This window comes from Alteromonas sp. 5NS40-0096, from assembly GCF_057544385.1.
Genome location: NZ_BAAJLQ010000006.1, coordinates 18728 through 34539 on the forward strand (window position 1 = coordinate 18728; position 15812 = coordinate 34539).

A 15812-nucleotide genomic window follows, 5' to 3' on the forward strand; every position below is an offset into this window, starting at 1 on the left:
ATTGATGTGGAATCAGATACCTAAACTTTTGATTGTGACCGTTGCTGCTTTGGTTTATTCGTCTGTTGCTCACAGTACGGTCGATATTATTCTCAACGGTACACTATACCGATATGAAGCATCACCAAGGCTTACCTCCGTTTTGGCCCCTATTGCGACTGAAAAAGACTGGTATTGGCCTGCAAGCAAGGTTTTTGAAGTAAACCGCCCAGAAGTACGGGAAGATTACTACAATGTGATTGCTCAGCTGGACGAACTGTTTAAAGATGCCAGGGGTGACTCTTCCGCGATAGCCTCTCTACGTTCAATTAAGTCCCAATTGGACAATTGGTTTTTGGGGAAAAGGTTGATGCGGCGAATTGATTTCGATCGTTCACGTTTATTCTTAGAAGATTCACCAAGCTTTCCTCAGGGTGTTTACCGAATGTTTTTGACCGAACGCCCCACCGATATTGAAGTGTTCGGTTCTGTCGCTAAGCCTGTTAATTTAGTACATCGTTCAGGTTTCACTGTGGCTGATTATGTTGCCGCAGCTAACCCTTTGAAAAAATCGGATTCTGATTGGGCCTATTTGGTCACCTTGTCTGGGAATGTCGAAAAGGTAGGTATCGCGTATTGGAATCGTGACTATCGTCCTATTGAGCCGGGTAGTGCCATTTATATTCCGATAACGGAAACGAATTTTCTTCCCAGTATCGCCGCGTTTAATCAGGCCGTTGCTGAACTAGCCGTAAATAGGATGCCAAAGTGAAGTTAACAGCATTGCCTACATTTCGATTATCGCTCTTGAGCGCATTAATGGTATCGCAATTTGCACAAGCGCAAGATGAGATCAAATTACAGCCGTTTCGTTCACAAATGGTACAAGGTGGTACAGGGTTAATCCAAACACCCACATCCAGAATGCGTCAAGAAGGCGCATTAGCGATGAATTATACAGATAACGACCAATACCGTTTCTGGAGCGTGAGCATGCAATTGTTTCCCTGGATGGAAGCAACAGCGCGTTACACCGATGTAAGAACCCAATTATACAGCCCGGATCCTAACTTCAGTGGTGACCAAACCTTGAAAGACAAAGGGTTGGACGTGAAATTTAGACTGTGGGAAGAGTCCCAATACCTACCTGAAATATCAATGGGCTTTAGAGACTTTGGGGGAACCGGCTTTTTTGAGAGTGAATATGTCACTATGAGTAAAGCCTATGGTTACCTCGATTTTCACTTGGGCTTGGGGTGGGGCTATATGGGCACTCATTCTGACTTCAATAATCCTTTTTGTGAGGTCAGCGATCGGTTTTGTGAGCGCCCCGATGGATTTGAAGGGCGAGGTGGTAGAGTTGATTACAACCAGTTCTTCAAAGGGTCTATGGCGGTATTTGGTGGTGTCGAATATCAAACACCTTGGGAGCCATTGAAACTCATGGTCGAATTTGAGGGCAACGATTACTCAAACGACCGCGCCGGAGAGTTAGAGCAAAAGACGCGTTGGAATGTCGGAGCTATCTATCGTTGGAAAGATGTCGATTTTAGCCTGAACTATCAGCGTGGTAATACCATAGGGTTTGGGGTGTCTTACCGACTGAATATGGATACCATTCGACAAGCTAAATTTGATCCACCAAAGCAAAATTTAGCAAAAGCTCAGCGCCCTGTTGATTTGAGTGAAGTTGATATCAATGAACTTCGTACAAATCTTTATAACTCTGCTGGCTTCTTTCCCGCCGATCACCATGTTGATGACAAAAAGGCAATATTCTACGGTACGCAGCTAGCTTATCGAGACCAAGATGAGGCCGTTGATCGCATTGGACGTGTACTTGCCTCTGGCTTGCCAGATAGTGTTGAAACATATCACATTGTCGAAGCGTCAAGAAACCAACCTATGGTCGATACGGTTATTGATGCCGATGCATTTAAACGCCACACCTTGCACGAGGTGTTGGAGCCGAATATTCAAGCAACGTATAAGCGCACTGACCCAAGTACAACGATTGAAAATGAATATGACCCTTCAATCAATTCTGGGTTGGTTTTTTCAACCGACTTCTTTTGGTCTCAATCTTTTGGTAACCCCGAAGACTTCTTCTTGTATCAAGCCGGTTTACTTGTCAGCAGTGGTTACGTGGTAAATCCAAACTTCGGTCTCTTTGGCAGTTTGCGTGTTAACTTGTTTGATAACCTCGACAAGTTTAATTTTACCGTAGACAACGAAGACTCAGCCCTACCTCGCGTAAGAACATTTGTGCGTGAGTATGTGACTCGAACGGATCTCGGGGTTGATACCTTGTATCTGAACTGGAGTGATAAAATTGCCAAAGACTGGTACGCCCAAGCGTATGGTGGGTACTTAGAAACCATGTTTGGTGGTGTCGGTGGTGAAGTACTTTATAGACCAATCGATTCTAATATCGCGTTTGGATTCGACGTAAATTACGTCCAGCAGCGCTCTTTTGAAGATGATTTTAGCTTCCGCGATTACAAGGCATTCACTGGGCATGCCAGTGTTTACTGGCGACCAGAGTGGCTGCCGGATGTACAATTGACGTTAAGCGCGGGTCAATTCTTGGCGAAGGACAAAGGCGTAAACATTGATTTTGCCAAGCGATTTGACAGTGGAATTATTGTTGGCGCTTTTGCTGCGTTAACCAATGTTTCGTCGGAAGAATACGGTGAAGGTTCGTTCACCAAAGGTTTCTACGTATCTATTCCGTTTGACCTGTTTGTACCAAAATCTGCTAAGGGTAGAGGCCGTATTCCATGGATACCAATTGCTCGAGATGGCGGACAAATGCTTAGCCGACCGGTGAGATTAATAGACCACACCGAACTGAGATCGCCGTTTTACGATTAAATCTGGTTACCTTGTCACAGGATCAGATGAGGTAATTGAGTAAGAGTGGAGGCTCGATCCGAGGATCAAAAAGGATCAATTAACGAGTTTTTGTTATTTTTTATTGAACTCAGGAGGGATTTGCTGTATAAAATGCGCCCTCTTATTTATGGTTTAAGCCAAATAGTCAGCACTCAAATATTGCTGAATTGATTGGCAAGACAGTTTTCGTTGTTCTGGAGACAAATACGATGTCTAAAGTATGTCAAGTTACAGGTAAGCGTCCTGCGGTTGGTAATAACCGTTCACACGCTAGAAACGCGACTCGTCGTCGCTTTTTGCCAAATCTTCATTCTCACCGTTTTTGGGTTGAGAGTGAAAACCGTTTCGTTAAATTGCGTTTGTCTGCTAAAGGCATGCGTATCATCGATAAAAAAGGTATTGATGCAGTATTGACTGACATCCGTGCCCGTGGTGAGAAAATCTAAGGAAGCCTACGATGCGTGATAAAATCAAACTAGTTTCTTCAGCAGGTACAGGTTTCTTCTATACCACTGACAAAAACAAGCGTAACATGCCTGGCAAAATGGAGATCAAAAAGTACGATCCCGTTGTACGTAAGCACGTTATGTTCAAAGAGGCCAAAATCAAGTAAGAAAGCTTGCTTTTGTCTCCACGAAAACCCGGTCTTTGCTACCGGGTTTTTTGCGTTTTGAATCCGTGTATTTAGCGTTGACCTTCTTTCGCCAGCGAGTAAAGTAACGGTTCAAGTTAAAAGGACGCTTATGTTAAATCGACTGTCACAACGCTCGCTGAACAACGTGGTTATTATTGCCATGTTACTTATGATGGCATTATTCAACTTAGATCGCCTTTTACCCTCAGCTTCCCAATCTGATGCTTTTTTACTCCTTTCACCGGATAGCTATTTGCTCAAGGTTGAACACGATAGTGCGAAATTAGAGAGAGTCGGGCAAGAGTGGCGACAAGTTGGCGCTGTGATAAACACTGGCGTCTCGCCCGCAGAGCAACTCAACGCTTGGAAAACCGCTGTGCTAACGCCAGTTGAGAGAGTTCCCGAATCCGTTCTAACTCAAGCCCCTCAAGTTGTTGTCGTTTGGCTTGCTGGAGAACCCAAGGGATTGGTTTACGCGCTGTATCAGATTGAAAATGAACTTTACACAGAACACCAAGGCAACTGGTATCGATTAGACAATACCGCGATTGAATTGCTCCTGCCTTGGTCAAGGAGTTAGACATTGCCTGAGTTACCAGAGGTAGAAGTCAGTAGACTTGGTATTACCCCACATCTTACCGCTAGGCATATTTCTCGGGTTATTGTTAGAGACGACCGTTTGCGTTGGCCTGTACCCAGTGAGATTAAACAGTTATCCGATCAACCGGTGTTGGGTGTTCGGCGCCGCGCAAAATACCTACTGATTGACCTGCCAGATGGCGCCATTATTTTGCATTTGGGTATGTCTGGGAAAATAAGGGTAATTGATGCCAAACATCCCGTTATCAAACATGATCACATTGATATCATTCTCGACGATGGTCAATGTCTTCGATTTAACGACCCTAGGCGTTTTGGAGCTTGTTTGTGGCAACCTAAGGGGCAATTGCTGAAGCAGCTTGAAAATCTCGGCCCAGAGCCGCTCACAGATGATTTTGACGATAAACGGTTATATCAGCTTTCACGAGGAAAAACGGGGCCGGTGAAAAATTTTATAATGGACAATCATATTGTCGTTGGTGTCGGCAATATCTACGCGAACGAAGCTTTGTTTATGTCTGGTATTGATCCCCGACGTGCTGCTGGGCGGGTAAGTGAGGCGCGTTATCGTTCACTCACTCAATCTATAAAAACGGTGTTAGCGAGAGCGATTGAACAAGGCGGAACTACCTTGAAAGACTTTGCTCAAACCGATGGTAATCCAGGTTATTTCCAGCAAACACTGTTGGTATATGGAAGAGCGAAGCAGGCGTGCTCCGTTTGCGATACACCTATTAAAAGCGTCACCATTGGGCAACGCAACACGTTTTACTGCCCAACTTGCCAGAAATAGTCGCCAATTCGCCACTTAGATGGCGACTATTAATCACTTTTTTATGGCCGGAAAGTTGCCTACTTTTGCTCGCTATGGAAGCGTTGCTTCAAGGCTTTTTCTACAACCGGATGACAAAATCCACTGACATTGCCGCGATGAAGCGCAACTTCTTTTACTAGTGTCGAAGAGATAAAAGAATTCTCTTCAGCTGGCGTCAAAAATACGCTTTCAAGTTTGGGATTTAAACGTCGATTCATATTGGCTAATTGAAATTCGTACTCAAAATCAGATACCGCCCGTAGCCCTCGAATCAGTATGGTTGCATTTTGCGTATCGGCGAAGTCTGCCAGAAGCCCTGTGAAGCCCATAACTTCGACGTTATCGAGTGTCGCGGTAATCTGCTGAATCATCTCCACCCGTTCTTCTAACGTGAATAGGGGTTTTTTACTTGGATTAGACGCAATGCCCACGATTACGTGGGAAAACATGTCTGCTGCTCGATGGATAAGGTCAGCGTGGCCATTCGTAATTGGATCGAATGTCCCCGGGTAAATCGCTCGTGTATGCATAATGTTCTTGTTAATAGACAATTTTCTGCAACAGTAACGATTATTGCCCTTAGATGCAATTTCTGGCGTTTATCTGGCGGTAAACTGCTCTGAATATTCACTATATCCCGAGATCAATGATTGCCACTCTCGTTGATCAAAATGAAACTGTGACGCTTTTTCACGTTCTTTTAGCAGTGACCTGTGAAGCCTGTCGAGATTGTCCTTTTTCCATTTATCGCCCGCTTTGAGCGCGCACTTATCGAAATCGATAACCCACACTTTTTCGTCGTTGTCTAACATGATATTGCGGATGTTCAAATCGTGGTGGTAGACCTGAGCATTGTGAAGTTGGCGTATCGCACTTCCTATTTGTTTCCAAATGTTGGTTGCTAGAGGCTTGCTAACCAGTAATTGATGTATGTCTTTTGCGTGTGGAATTCGCAAGCACAAGAGGTCGGCGCGATAAAAAAAGGCGTCTCTTTGAACTCGAGCACCTACACCTTGAGGCACCGGCAGTTTCAAATTATTCATATGCTGTAGCAGCGCTAATTCACGCCACGCTCGAGTGCGTTGCAAGCCACCAAATACATACTTGTCTCTACTGATGTGCCGAATCGCTCCGCCCCGGCAATAATGACGCATGATAAGGTCTACATCTTGCCAACGCACAAAGAGTGTCGAACCGCGGCCAGAGGCTTGCCCTGTTATGGCGTTATTGTTTTGCCAATACTCGGACTCAAACCATTCGCTTGACAGTGAATGAATCCCTAACGTCTGGCACGAACGGGTATCCATAATGATGGTGGTGCCGTTTTCAGAAGCGTATTCAAGCGATGTGGTCACGAATCCAGTATTCCTTAGTCAATACGGTTAATAAGTCGATATTGTAATGATATTATTCGAAAGATTCAGTTTACTTAGAGACTTTCTTTGGCTACTTCACTTCAACTTAAGCAAAACGCAGAAATTTGTATCCTACGTTTGTCAGCGATTGGTGATGTCTGCCACGCTGCAGCGATGGTGACGCGTATCCGTCAAACTCGGCCTGATATTGCTATCACATGGGTGATTGGCAAGATTGAATATCAGTTATTGAAAGGTATGGACGGCGTCAAATTTGTCATTTTCGATAAGAAAGCTGGCAAGGCCGGTATTCAAGCGGTGAAGCAAACATTAAATGGCCAAGTGTTCGATGTGCTCTGTGTTATGCAAGTGGCATTAAGAGCCAACTGGTTGTCTCGCGCGATTAAAGCAAAGGTAAAATTAGGCTTTGATTGGGCGCGAAGTAAAGAAGGTCATAGCTTGTTTATTAATAAGCGCATTGACTCCCAAGACTTTCCCCATGTCCTTGAAGGCTTTATGGCGTTCGCCGATAAAATGGGTATACCTCAACAACCAAAAACTCAATGGGCAATGCCGTTGGATCAAGAGAGTGAAGCCCTTGGCAAAACACTTGTTGTAAGACACCAAGCCTATGCTGTCATTTGTCCAGCAGCGTCAAAAGCGGAGAGAAACTGGCTACCTGAGCGGTACGCTGCTATCGCCGATTATCTCAGTGAGCAAGGCTTAAAAGTAGTCGTGTGTGGTGGCCCAGGTCCGCTGGATAGGCAACTGGCTGATCAAATCAAACAACGTTCAAAGAATGTGTCTGAAGACTTAGTTGGTAAAACATCGTTAAAACAACAACTCGGTGTACTCAAACATGCGGAACTTGTCGTCGCGCCAGACACGGGGCCTGCACATATGGCTCGAACAGTCGGTACGTCGGTTGTCGGCTTGTATGCGCATTCCAATCCGGTGCGAACAGGGCCTTATTTAGGTATAGAATTTGTTACCTCAGTCTATGATGACATTGCTATTGAACAATTTGGCAAACCATGGCGAGAATTGCCTTATGGCACGCGCGTTAAAGGGGATTCTCTGATGTCGAGAATTGAAGTCGATGCGGTGAAAAATTGTATAAAAAACGTATTAAATCAGAACAAATAACTAAAAATTTTTTTTTGATGCTTTTTTAAGCTCGCAAAAAACGAGACTTTTTCTACACTTTTACTATAGATTGTAAACACTTAAGGTGTGTTTCGATGTAACGGATCTACAGTGCAATCAATGCGGTGGGATGCGTGTGCAAACACAAAGTGTGACTAAGGGCTTAGTTTGCTAAAGCGTCTTCTTCTAATGATACTGTTACTTCAGGTAGCTGGAGTTGCTCTTGGCGACTCGAGTACTGAAGAGCTAGTAATTATTACTCACAATAGTGTTCAACAGGACGAGCTCTCTCCTGTCTATCTCAGGCACGTGTTTAGCGGGCAAATTCAGTTTTGGGACAACGGTGACAAAATCAAAGTGTTCGTACTCGAGCCCAGTGATCCGAATCATCAAGTATTTTGCAAGAAACAACTCAAAATGTTCAGTTACCAACTGGAGCGCCTGTGGAGTCAGCTGACCTATTCTGGTCAAGGTGAACCACCCATCATCGTTCAATCATTAGACGCACTCGTTGAAGCGGTTGCCGATACTCCCGGTGCAATTGGCTATGCTACACCCGATCAAGTTATGTCAAATATCAAAGTAATCAGTGGAGATACGCAATGAATAGGAAATTAATTGCGAGCTCTATCATCAGTATTCTGGGGCTGTCGGCCCATTTAGAGGCGCAAGAACTTACCTGGCACGGGTTTGCTTCCCAGGGCATCGTACAATCGGACAACAGTGAATTTATTACCAACAACGATAGCGTGACAGCCCAGCTTACAGAACTCGGCGTTAATACAAGGCTGCAACTCTCTTCTAAAGTTGGTGTAGTTGGTCAAGCGGTGTATTTAAACGGAGGCAATCGATTTGAGGAAGGGGGGAGACTCGATTATTTATTTATCGATTGGAAGTTACCCGAGCTTTGGGGATGGAACAGCAGTTTAAATATTGGCAGGTTTAAGAATAGGCATTGGCTGTATTCAAGTACCCGAGATGTTCCTCAAACAAGACCGATGGCAGTGCTTCCGCAGTCTGTTTACTCAGATAGTCTCAGAGATGTCATCATCGGCAGCGATGGTGTCGACCTTAGAGTCTTCAAATACAATAATTACGGCACATGGGAAGTGAATTGGAGTTACGGCAGCTCGCCTATCAGTCAAGCGACTACCAGAGCGCTTGTCGCACCGGATGCAAGAGGAGATGCCGAGCAAGATTTTGTGCACCAAGCTAGCGTATTCTGGCAGCCTGATTTACTGAATTGGCGGGTCGGTTTTAGCTATTTAGATTCAGATTTTCGTTATGACCCCGCGCCTGACGAGAGGTATGTACAAGGTAGCTCTTCGATTCAGCGCTATATGTTCTCGCTTAGCTATTTCAGTAGCAAGTGGGAAATTAATAGTGAAATTTTCCGTGAAAAGCAAGTTAACAATGGCGGACTATTTGATGGATTCACCAGCGATCGAACGGCCGAAGGGGGCTACATACACGCCCGCTACATTGTTAATCCAACAACGAGTCTCATCGCGGGTGTAGATACATTTGATCGAGATCGAAGTGACCGTAACGGACGACGTTTTGAACAGCTGACCATGGGGCTTCAGCCAGCTTTCAGTGGCTACATGGACTCATTTATGTTGGGAGGGCGATGGGACTTCGACTCAAATTGGCGTATCCAAGGTGAGCACCAATGGGTGAGAGGGACTGCAAGATTAAATCTGCTTGGGACAGGCGAGGCGATCATAGACGCCAACGAATATTGGCAAATGTGGTCTATCCAAGTTATGCATTGGTTCTGAATCGATGAAAGCATCAATATCACTCACTACCAAGGTCATGTTCGTACTCCTTGTTATGATATTGTCGCTTTGCGTGGCGATAAGCTCAGCACTGATTGTGCGTTCAAATGGCGATATTCAGCGAACACATGAATCTACCCAAAAAGAAAACCTCGCAAGACTGAACTTACTCTCGGATTTACTGGTAAATCGCTCTTTGTATCTGGTTGAATCCATATATTCGTTTGCCAGCGGTGAATCGCCAAATGCCAAGGCGCTAAGCGAGGTGCTGTCGACAATTACGCCATACATGGCGCTTAATCTAAACGTTAATAATGTGTGGGTCGTTAGCCCAGATACCCCAGCTACTGCGCCCGAAAATGTATCTTTACCCGAGAGTGCCACATTGGCCGTGACTCAAACTCAGCGACAGTTTAGGCCACTCACGATTATCGACTGCAAACAGGTATGTAAACAATGGATTACTGTTCCCATTATGGTGAGTGAACAGGATACCGCCGTAGTAATTTTAGAAACGTCACTGCGAGAGCTGCTCGCGGTTTTAAGTGAGGCTTCAAACGCAAGATTGTCCGTTGTGACGGTTGATGAGCAAAGCCAGTCTTTGAAACTCGTCGATCAGCTGTCGAAAAATAGCCAAACTTTTTTTGCACAAGTACTTACGCGATTACCCGATAAGCTGGCGTTGCAACCTTTGACGGAGTCTGGCCTGCAAGTTTCATTGTCTGGTAAAGATTGGTTAGTCAGTTTGTTGCCACTGGAAAACTCAATTCATCATTCCAACTACGTCATAGTCGTGAACGACATTACAACCTTATTGGCAGGCACTCGAAGCTACCAGCGATGGATTGTCGGCGGGGCAATTGTGTTATTCACTATTTTCTCCTTCATATTGTATCTGCTGCTTAATACTTATCGACAAAAAATGGTCAGTATCAGTGAACGACTGCCGCTATTGGCTGAGCATAAATATGAAGACTTTCGACAGAAAAGCGTCTTCGCTCGCCTGCCATCGGAAAAACGTTTTCCAGATGAATTGGACGTTTTGGAGTCAACGGCGGGTGAGCTTGCTGACGAACTAGAAAACCTCAATGATCAAGTGGCCAAGAATACCGCACAATTGGAGCAAATGGCTCTTTTCGACACCTTAACGGGTCTGCCCAATCGCAATATGTTGACTTATCAAATAGAGCAACAGTTAGCGTCGTCTGCAGATTCCCCTAAATTGGTTGCCATCATGTTTATCGACCTCGATGACTTCAAAAAGGTGAATGACAGTTATGGTCACGAGGTAGGAGACTTACTGCTTAAAGCGGCAGCCAAACGAATATCCAATGCCATTGATGAAGGGCATATCGCGTCACGATTTGGCGGGGATGAATTTGTCATTCTTTTGTCTGGTGGGGACAAACACCACTTTGAAGATGTGGCAACTCGGTTACTCGAGAGTTTCACTACTCCCATGCATGTTGGTGAAATGAATTTTTATATCTCTATTAGTGTGGGTATTTCCATTTCAGAAGTTTCGCAAACTAATGCCGTTGATCTACTCCGCCATGCCGACATCGCAATGTACGAAGCCAAATCTGCTGCGGGCAACAACTATCAGATTTATGACGCCACAATGAATCAACGGGTATTGCGTAAAGTTGAACTCGAAAACGAGGCTCGAATTGCTTTGCGCGACGACCAGTTTTATCTTGCTTTGCAGCCGCAAGTTGACTTGAAATCCGGGAAACTAGTGGGATTCGAAGCGTTATTGCGTTGGTCTCACCCTGAAAAGGGCGACATTTCGCCGGGTGAATTTATTCCGATGCTCGAAAACACCCCTTTTATGTTGCAACTTGATTATTGGGTTATCGCTAGAGCGATCAGGTTGCTAAAAGCGATTAATATTAATGGTTATCCCGATGTTCGAATGGCAATAAACTTGTCTGCTGGCCAATTCATGGATCCATCACTCAAGGATTATTTGGTCAGCCAAATTCAACAATATGCCATCTCACCAAGCTTGATTGAATTGGAGTTGACTGAGACGGCCTTGGTTGCCGATATGAACCGAGCAACTTCGGTCATGCGTGATATTCAAGCGTTAGGGTGCCAAATTGCGATAGATGATTTCGGTACCGGTTATTCTAGTTTGAGTTACTTAAAATCCATTCCTGCGGATCTAATTAAAATCGATCAAAGTTTCGTCAAAGGTATGTTGGATAACCGAGACGACCGCAACATTGTGTATTCCACCATTTCTATGGTTCGGAACATGGGGCTACATGTTCTCGCAGAAGGCATAGAGACAGAACAACAATTTGAACTGTTAAGTCATTTCGATTGTCACTTTGGCCAAGGATATCTAATCAGTAAGCCAGTTAAAGAAAGCGATTTGTGGCAACAACTAGAACGGCATGTTGTTGACGGTGCGTGGGAATTCGCTGAACAGGTGAGTAAAGACATCGAAAAGCGTACAGCAACCTAAACTCGCTCGGTGATAGTAGGTTTATGGGGCTAATTGCAACTTATGTTATCAACGCAATCACTCGTGCTGGTGGATTAGCGCGCCAAATACGTCTACCTTTTTAACTCTAGGATACGGGTGTAACGCATTAGTTACATTTGGGCAACGTGTGAATTTAAATCATGAGTTTACCTGTATACCCGACCCAGTGTGTTGATTAAAATGGTATTTTTAATGATAAGAAGGGGCGCGCTATGCCATTAGCATTTACCCAGCATCTACAAGCGCAAATTGATGCCGCGAAAGCCGACGGGTTGTACAAAAACGAACGCGTGATAACGTCGCAACAACAAGCCGATATCTCGGTGAGCGATGGCAGTCAGGTGGTTAACTTCTGTGCGAATAACTACTTAGGTTTAGCGAATCATCCCGATCTTATCGATGCCGCAAAAGTCGGACTGGAAGACCATGGATTTGGTATGGCTTCGGTACGTTTTATTTGTGGTACCCAAGATATTCACAAAGCTTTGGAAGAAAAAATCAGTCGTTTCCTTGGTACAGAAGATACGATTCTCTATCCTTCTTGTTTTGATGCAAATGGCGGTTTATTTGAGACCTTATTAGGGCCAGAAGACGCCATTATTTCAGATGCGCTAAACCACGCCAGCATTATCGATGGGGTACGACTTTGTAAGGCTAAACGTTACCGTTATGCGAACAATGACATGGCGGCATTGGAAGCTCAGCTGCAACAAGCTGACGCGGATGGTGCGCGATATAAGTTGATTGCCACAGATGGCGTCTTTTCAATGGACGGTGTTATCGCCGATTTGGCTTCGGTATGCGACTTAGCGGATAAATACAACGCGCTTGTTATGGTTGATGATTGTCACGCGACAGGTTTCCTAGGTGACAATGGTCGCGGTAGCCATGAATACTGCGATGTTGTCGGCCGTATCGATATTATCACTGGGACCCTAGGCAAGGCCTTGGGCGGTGCATCAGGTGGTTATACTGCAGGTAAAAAAGAAATCGTCGAGTGGTTGCGTCAGCGCTCAAGGCCTTACTTGTTTTCGAATTCCGTTGCGCCACCGATCGTTGCGGCATCGTTGAAAGTGTTCGAAATGATGGAGCAGGGCAAAGCATTGCGTGACCAACTCTGGCGTAACGCCGCTCATTTCCGTCAGCGTATGGAAGAGGCCGGTTTCACGTTAGCGGGTAAAGACCATCCGATTATTCCTGTGATGCTTGGTGACGCCCGCCTTGCGGCAGAAATGGCAGACAAAATGTTAGCGAAAGGGATATATGTAGTTGGTTTCTCTTACCCAGTAGTACCGAAAGGCCAAGCGCGCATTCGCACCCAAATGTCAGCGGGTCATACCCTTGAGCATGTCGATAGAGCGGTAGACGCCTTTATCGAGGTAGGCCGTGAGATGGGAGTAATCTGATGAAGTCGCTAGCCAAGATTCATCGCGAACCTGGCATTTGGTGCATAGATTCGCCAAAGCCTGAGGTCGGTCACAACGACTTGTTGATTAAAATTCGCAAGACAGCCATTTGTGGTACTGACATGCACATTTACCAATGGGATGAGTGGTCTCAAAATACCATACCTGTGCCCATGGTCGTTGGTCATGAATACGTTGGTGAAGTCGTTGGTATGGGGCAAGAAGTACAGGGTTTCGCAATTGGAGACCGCGTATCGGGCGAGGGGCATATCACATGTGGGCATTGCCGTAATTGTCGTGCTGGTCGTCGCCATTTGTGCCGAAATACTGAAGGTGTAGGCGTGAATCGCCCTGGTGCATTTGCCGAGTATTTGGTGATCCCTGCCTTCAATGCTTTCAAAATCCCAGACAATATCAGCGATGATTTAGCTTCGATATTCGATCCCTTTGGCAATGCCGTACACACTGCGCTCTCGTTTGATTTAGTCGGTGAGGACGTATTAATTACCGGCGCTGGCCCGATTGGAATAATGGCAGCCGCAGTTGCAAAACACGTTGGTGCTCGCCACGTTGTGATTACAGATATCAACCCTTATCGATTGGCACTCGCTGAAAAAATGGGGGCAACGAGGGCGGTCAATGTCAGCGAACAAAAACTCGAAGACGTAATGTCTGAACTGGGTATGACTGAAGGCTTTGATATTGGCTTGGAAATGTCAGGTGTTCCGGTAGCTCTCAGAGATATGCTAGAAAAGATGAACAATGGTGGCAAGGTAGCCATGCTGGGCATTCCACCTAAAGACGTCGCGGTGGATTGGAACCAAGTCATTTTTAAAGGCCTAACAATAAAAGGCATTTATGGTCGTGAAATGTTTGAAACTTGGTATAAAATGGCAAGCCTCATTCAGAGCGGTTTAGATCTTACACCTATCATTACGCATCAATTTTCAATTGATGATTTCCAAAAGGGTTTTGATGCGATGGGGTCTGGCCAATCTGGTAAAGTAATACTTAACTGGCAGTAACATCATGAAAGCATTCGAGCATATTAGTGTACAAGACGTCGCCCAGCGTAAAGATGAACTCACGATAGTGGATATTCGAGATCCACAGTCATACGCTATGGGACATATGCCGAATGCTAGCCCGCTGAACAACGACAACCTTCCTACCTTCTTGGAAAATGCTCCCAAAGATTCGCCGGTTGTCGTGGTTTGCTACCATGGAGTGAGTAGTCAGCAAGCGGCACAATTCCTCATTGAGCAAGGCTATGACGAGGTCTATAGCATGGACGGTGGATTTGAGGCTTGGAAGCTCGCGCAAGACGTTGTGACTGGGTGAACTTCCCTCTCATCGCGTTCAAACAAGAACGCCATGCTTATCTGTTGTCCAATCACCTCTCTCAAGAGGGCATTGCCGCAGCTGTCGTCGCTAAAGACAACGATTACCTTGTCGTCGTTAATAGGGAAGAACACATCGAAGCGGCGACACACCTTTGTCGAGCATATCTGAAGGATCCAACAAACCGTCGTTATCAAGAACAAGCCTGGCTCAGTGATGATATGCCTGTCAGCTCAAAGCCGGTGAGTTGGGATTTATCTCCTGTTCGCATATGGGCAACGTCTGCGCCATTGACTGCATTGGTTATAGTGATTGCGGTAATGGTTTATCTAGGAATGTATATTGGATTCTGGCCAGTTATAGGACGGAATTTGATGATGCAACCGCTGCCCATACTCCTTGAATCGATGGAGTTTTGGCGTTTACTTGGTCCGAGTGTCATTCATTTCTCCTTAATGCATATTGCCTTTAACTTGTTGTGGTGGGGCGTATTTGGCGGGCAAATAGAACGAAAGATGGGCGTTAGCACATTGCTTCTTGTTTTTGTTTTTGCGTCTGTAATCACTAGCATTGGACAAACGTTTATATCAGGCACGAATTTCGGTGGGCTGTCCGGTGTAGTATACGCCGTTGTCGGATTCGTGTGGTGGATGCAATGGTTGGCGCCCGACAGAGGCTTGATGATACCACCTTACATTGTTGGGTTTATGCTGGTCTGGCTGTTGATAGGCTATGCTGATGTGCTCTGGTTTAGCACAGCAAATACCGCACACACACTGGGACTGATAACGGGCTGCCTGCTGGCTTTGCTCTATGTAAAGCGTCCTAACAAAGCCTAGCGTTGGTACAAATACTTCGTAAAGATGACGTCCCTGATCACTTCCGCTCCAGTCTCTTGTTGCATTTGATTTTGCAGGGCTTTGAGTATGGCGCGGCGAATATCTTCTCGACCTGTGAGGGATTTAACTTTTTCTTCAGGTTGACGGCCGAATATTTCAATCGCCGTTGAGCGCAAGAGCGGCATATGGTGCTCTGCTATTTCCAACAACTCAACATCGTGAATCATCAGTTCGATTGTGACTCTGACATACCCCAGCTTCCTTGCAGAAGAACCAACGTAATTTGTAACAATATCTGGCTCTAGGCCGATGTAGGCAAAATTAGTGTTGTCCTGTGCTTGAGTCGGCAACGACAGCGACGCAAGCAAAATGCCTGCTACTAGTAGCTTGTGCCCAATACGACGAAAAATTCCGTTAATCATAGTCGCTCAATCTTATCTAAGTTACTGTATAGTGTAGCAACTTAGTTAATACTCGCACTAGTAAAACCCGATGAAATTTATCTGCACTCGACTAATTGATAATATT

General features: G+C 45.3%; 17 protein-coding genes. 14 read left to right on the forward strand and 3 right to left on the reverse strand.

Annotation, left to right across the window (positions count from 1 at the left end; all coding sequences use genetic code 11):
• The first annotated feature begins 4 nt into the window (after nt 1-4).
• The 6 genes from AC27G9_RS16850 (at nt 5) to mutM (ending at nt 4901) form a co-directional block, all read left to right on the forward strand.
• Nucleotides 5-751, forward strand: a complete 747-nt coding sequence (locus AC27G9_RS16850) for a capsule biosynthesis GfcC family protein (RefSeq protein ID WP_487075647.1) — start codon at nt 5-7, stop codon at nt 749-751.
• Between the two features lie 47 nt (nt 752-798).
• Nucleotides 799-2853: a YjbH domain-containing protein gene (locus tag AC27G9_RS16855; protein WP_487075880.1), complete on the forward strand. Its 2055-nt coding sequence runs from the start codon at nt 799-801 to the stop codon at nt 2851-2853.
• Between the two features lie 230 nt (nt 2854-3083).
• Nucleotides 3084-3320, forward strand: coding sequence for a 50S ribosomal protein L28 (rpmB, locus tag AC27G9_RS16860; RefSeq protein WP_487075648.1), 237 nt, complete (start codon nt 3084-3086; stop codon nt 3318-3320).
• Nucleotides 3321-3331: 11 nt separating this feature from the next.
• On the forward strand, nt 3332-3487 hold the full coding sequence (rpmG, locus tag AC27G9_RS16865; protein ID WP_012516577.1) for a 50S ribosomal protein L33: 156 nt from the start codon (nt 3332-3334) through the stop codon (nt 3485-3487).
• A 130-nt stretch (nt 3488-3617) separates the two neighbouring features.
• Nucleotides 3618-4088, forward strand: a complete 471-nt coding sequence (locus tag AC27G9_RS16870) for a hypothetical protein (RefSeq protein ID WP_487075649.1) — start codon at nt 3618-3620, stop codon at nt 4086-4088.
• A gap of 3 nt (nt 4089-4091) precedes the next feature.
• Nucleotides 4092-4901 (forward strand): bifunctional DNA-formamidopyrimidine glycosylase/DNA-(apurinic or apyrimidinic site) lyase, encoded by an 810-nt coding sequence (gene mutM / locus AC27G9_RS16875; protein WP_487075650.1) that lies wholly within the window; start codon nt 4092-4094, stop codon nt 4899-4901.
• Nucleotides 4902-4960: 59 nt separating this feature from the next.
• Here the strand turns inward: mutM and coaD are convergent, their stop codons facing one another.
• Nucleotides 4961-5452 (reverse strand): pantetheine-phosphate adenylyltransferase, encoded by a 492-nt coding sequence (gene coaD, locus AC27G9_RS16880; RefSeq protein ID WP_487075651.1) that lies wholly within the window; start codon nt 5450-5452, stop codon nt 4961-4963.
• 69 nt (nt 5453-5521) lie between these two features.
• The gene (locus AC27G9_RS16885) at nt 5522-6277 is read right to left on the reverse strand and encodes a 3-deoxy-D-manno-octulosonic acid kinase (RefSeq protein ID WP_487075652.1); all 756 of its coding nucleotides are present in this window, start codon (nt 6275-6277) and stop codon (nt 5522-5524) included.
• An 87-nt stretch (nt 6278-6364) separates the two neighbouring features.
• On the opposite strand from AC27G9_RS16885, the gene AC27G9_RS16890 reads away from it, so the two are divergent.
• The 8 genes from AC27G9_RS16890 (at nt 6365) to glpG (ending at nt 15284) form a co-directional block, all read left to right on the forward strand.
• Entirely contained in the window at nt 6365-7423 is a 1059-nt protein-coding gene (locus AC27G9_RS16890; protein ID WP_487075653.1) for a glycosyltransferase family 9 protein, read from the forward strand.
• A 189-nt stretch (nt 7424-7612) separates the two neighbouring features.
• Nucleotides 7613-8029: a type 2 periplasmic-binding domain-containing protein gene (locus tag AC27G9_RS16895; protein ID WP_487075654.1), complete on the forward strand. Its 417-nt coding sequence runs from the start codon at nt 7613-7615 to the stop codon at nt 8027-8029.
• Nucleotides 8026-9204 carry a hypothetical protein gene (locus AC27G9_RS16900; protein ID WP_487075655.1) on the forward strand — a complete coding sequence of 393 codons (1179 nt, stop codon included), beginning with the start codon at nt 8026-8028 and terminating at the stop codon, nt 9202-9204. The genes AC27G9_RS16895 and AC27G9_RS16900 overlap by 4 nt, the downstream gene beginning before the upstream one ends.
• A 4-nt stretch (nt 9205-9208) precedes the next feature.
• Complete coding sequence (locus AC27G9_RS16905; protein WP_487075656.1) at nt 9209-11677, forward strand: putative bifunctional diguanylate cyclase/phosphodiesterase; 2469 nt, start codon at nt 9209-9211, stop codon at nt 11675-11677.
• A gap of 233 nt (nt 11678-11910) precedes the next feature.
• Nucleotides 11911-13104, forward strand: coding sequence for a glycine C-acetyltransferase (kbl, locus tag AC27G9_RS16910; RefSeq protein ID WP_487075657.1), 1194 nt, complete (start codon nt 11911-11913; stop codon nt 13102-13104).
• Entirely contained in the window at nt 13104-14129 is a 1026-nt protein-coding gene (gene tdh, locus AC27G9_RS16915; protein ID WP_487075658.1) for an L-threonine 3-dehydrogenase, read from the forward strand. The genes kbl and tdh overlap by 1 nt, the downstream gene beginning before the upstream one ends.
• A gap of 4 nt (nt 14130-14133) precedes the next feature.
• Nucleotides 14134-14445, forward strand: a complete 312-nt coding sequence (gene glpE / locus AC27G9_RS16920; protein ID WP_487075659.1) for a thiosulfate sulfurtransferase GlpE — start codon at nt 14134-14136, stop codon at nt 14443-14445.
• A complete protein-coding gene (glpG, locus tag AC27G9_RS16925) occupies nt 14412-15284 on the forward strand; it encodes a rhomboid family intramembrane serine protease GlpG (RefSeq protein WP_487075660.1) in 873 nt (290 codons plus the stop codon). The genes glpE and glpG overlap by 34 nt, the downstream gene beginning before the upstream one ends.
• On the opposite strand, the gene AC27G9_RS16930 is transcribed toward glpG, so the two are convergent.
• Nucleotides 15281-15706 (reverse strand): flagellar basal body-associated protein FliL, encoded by a 426-nt coding sequence (locus AC27G9_RS16930; RefSeq protein WP_487075661.1) that lies wholly within the window; start codon nt 15704-15706, stop codon nt 15281-15283. The genes glpG and AC27G9_RS16930 overlap by 4 nt on opposite strands.
• Nucleotides 15707-15812 lie beyond the last annotated feature (106 nt).

What these genes read in the sequence shown, in the direction of transcription:
- AC27G9_RS16930 (WP_487075661.1), bottom strand. Translation starts at nt 15,706, where the DNA reads ATGATTAACGGAATTTTTCGTCGTATTGGGCACAAGCTACTAGTAGCA.
- rpmG (WP_012516577.1), top strand. Translation starts at nt 3,332, where the DNA reads ATGCGTGATAAAATCAAACTAGTTTCTTCAGCAGGTACAGGTTTCTTC.
- glpE (WP_487075659.1), top strand. Translation starts at nt 14,134, where the DNA reads ATGAAAGCATTCGAGCATATTAGTGTACAAGACGTCGCCCAGCGTAAA.
- AC27G9_RS16895 (WP_487075654.1), top strand. Translation starts at nt 7,613, where the DNA reads ATGATACTGTTACTTCAGGTAGCTGGAGTTGCTCTTGGCGACTCGAGT.
- coaD (WP_487075651.1), bottom strand. Translation starts at nt 5,452, where the DNA reads ATGCATACACGAGCGATTTACCCGGGGACATTCGATCCAATTACGAAT.
- AC27G9_RS16850 (WP_487075647.1), top strand. Translation starts at nt 5, where the DNA reads ATGTGGAATCAGATACCTAAACTTTTGATTGTGACCGTTGCTGCTTTG.
- AC27G9_RS16905 (WP_487075656.1), top strand. Translation starts at nt 9,209, where the DNA reads ATGAAAGCATCAATATCACTCACTACCAAGGTCATGTTCGTACTCCTT.
- AC27G9_RS16900 (WP_487075655.1), top strand. Translation starts at nt 8,026, where the DNA reads ATGAATAGGAAATTAATTGCGAGCTCTATCATCAGTATTCTGGGGCTG.
- tdh (WP_487075658.1), top strand. Translation starts at nt 13,104, where the DNA reads ATGAAGTCGCTAGCCAAGATTCATCGCGAACCTGGCATTTGGTGCATA.
- AC27G9_RS16870 (WP_487075649.1), top strand. Translation starts at nt 3,618, where the DNA reads ATGTTAAATCGACTGTCACAACGCTCGCTGAACAACGTGGTTATTATT.
- AC27G9_RS16855 (WP_487075880.1), top strand. Translation starts at nt 799, where the DNA reads ATGGTATCGCAATTTGCACAAGCGCAAGATGAGATCAAATTACAGCCG.
- kbl (WP_487075657.1), top strand. Translation starts at nt 11,911, where the DNA reads ATGCCATTAGCATTTACCCAGCATCTACAAGCGCAAATTGATGCCGCG.
- rpmB (WP_487075648.1), top strand. Translation starts at nt 3,084, where the DNA reads ATGTCTAAAGTATGTCAAGTTACAGGTAAGCGTCCTGCGGTTGGTAAT.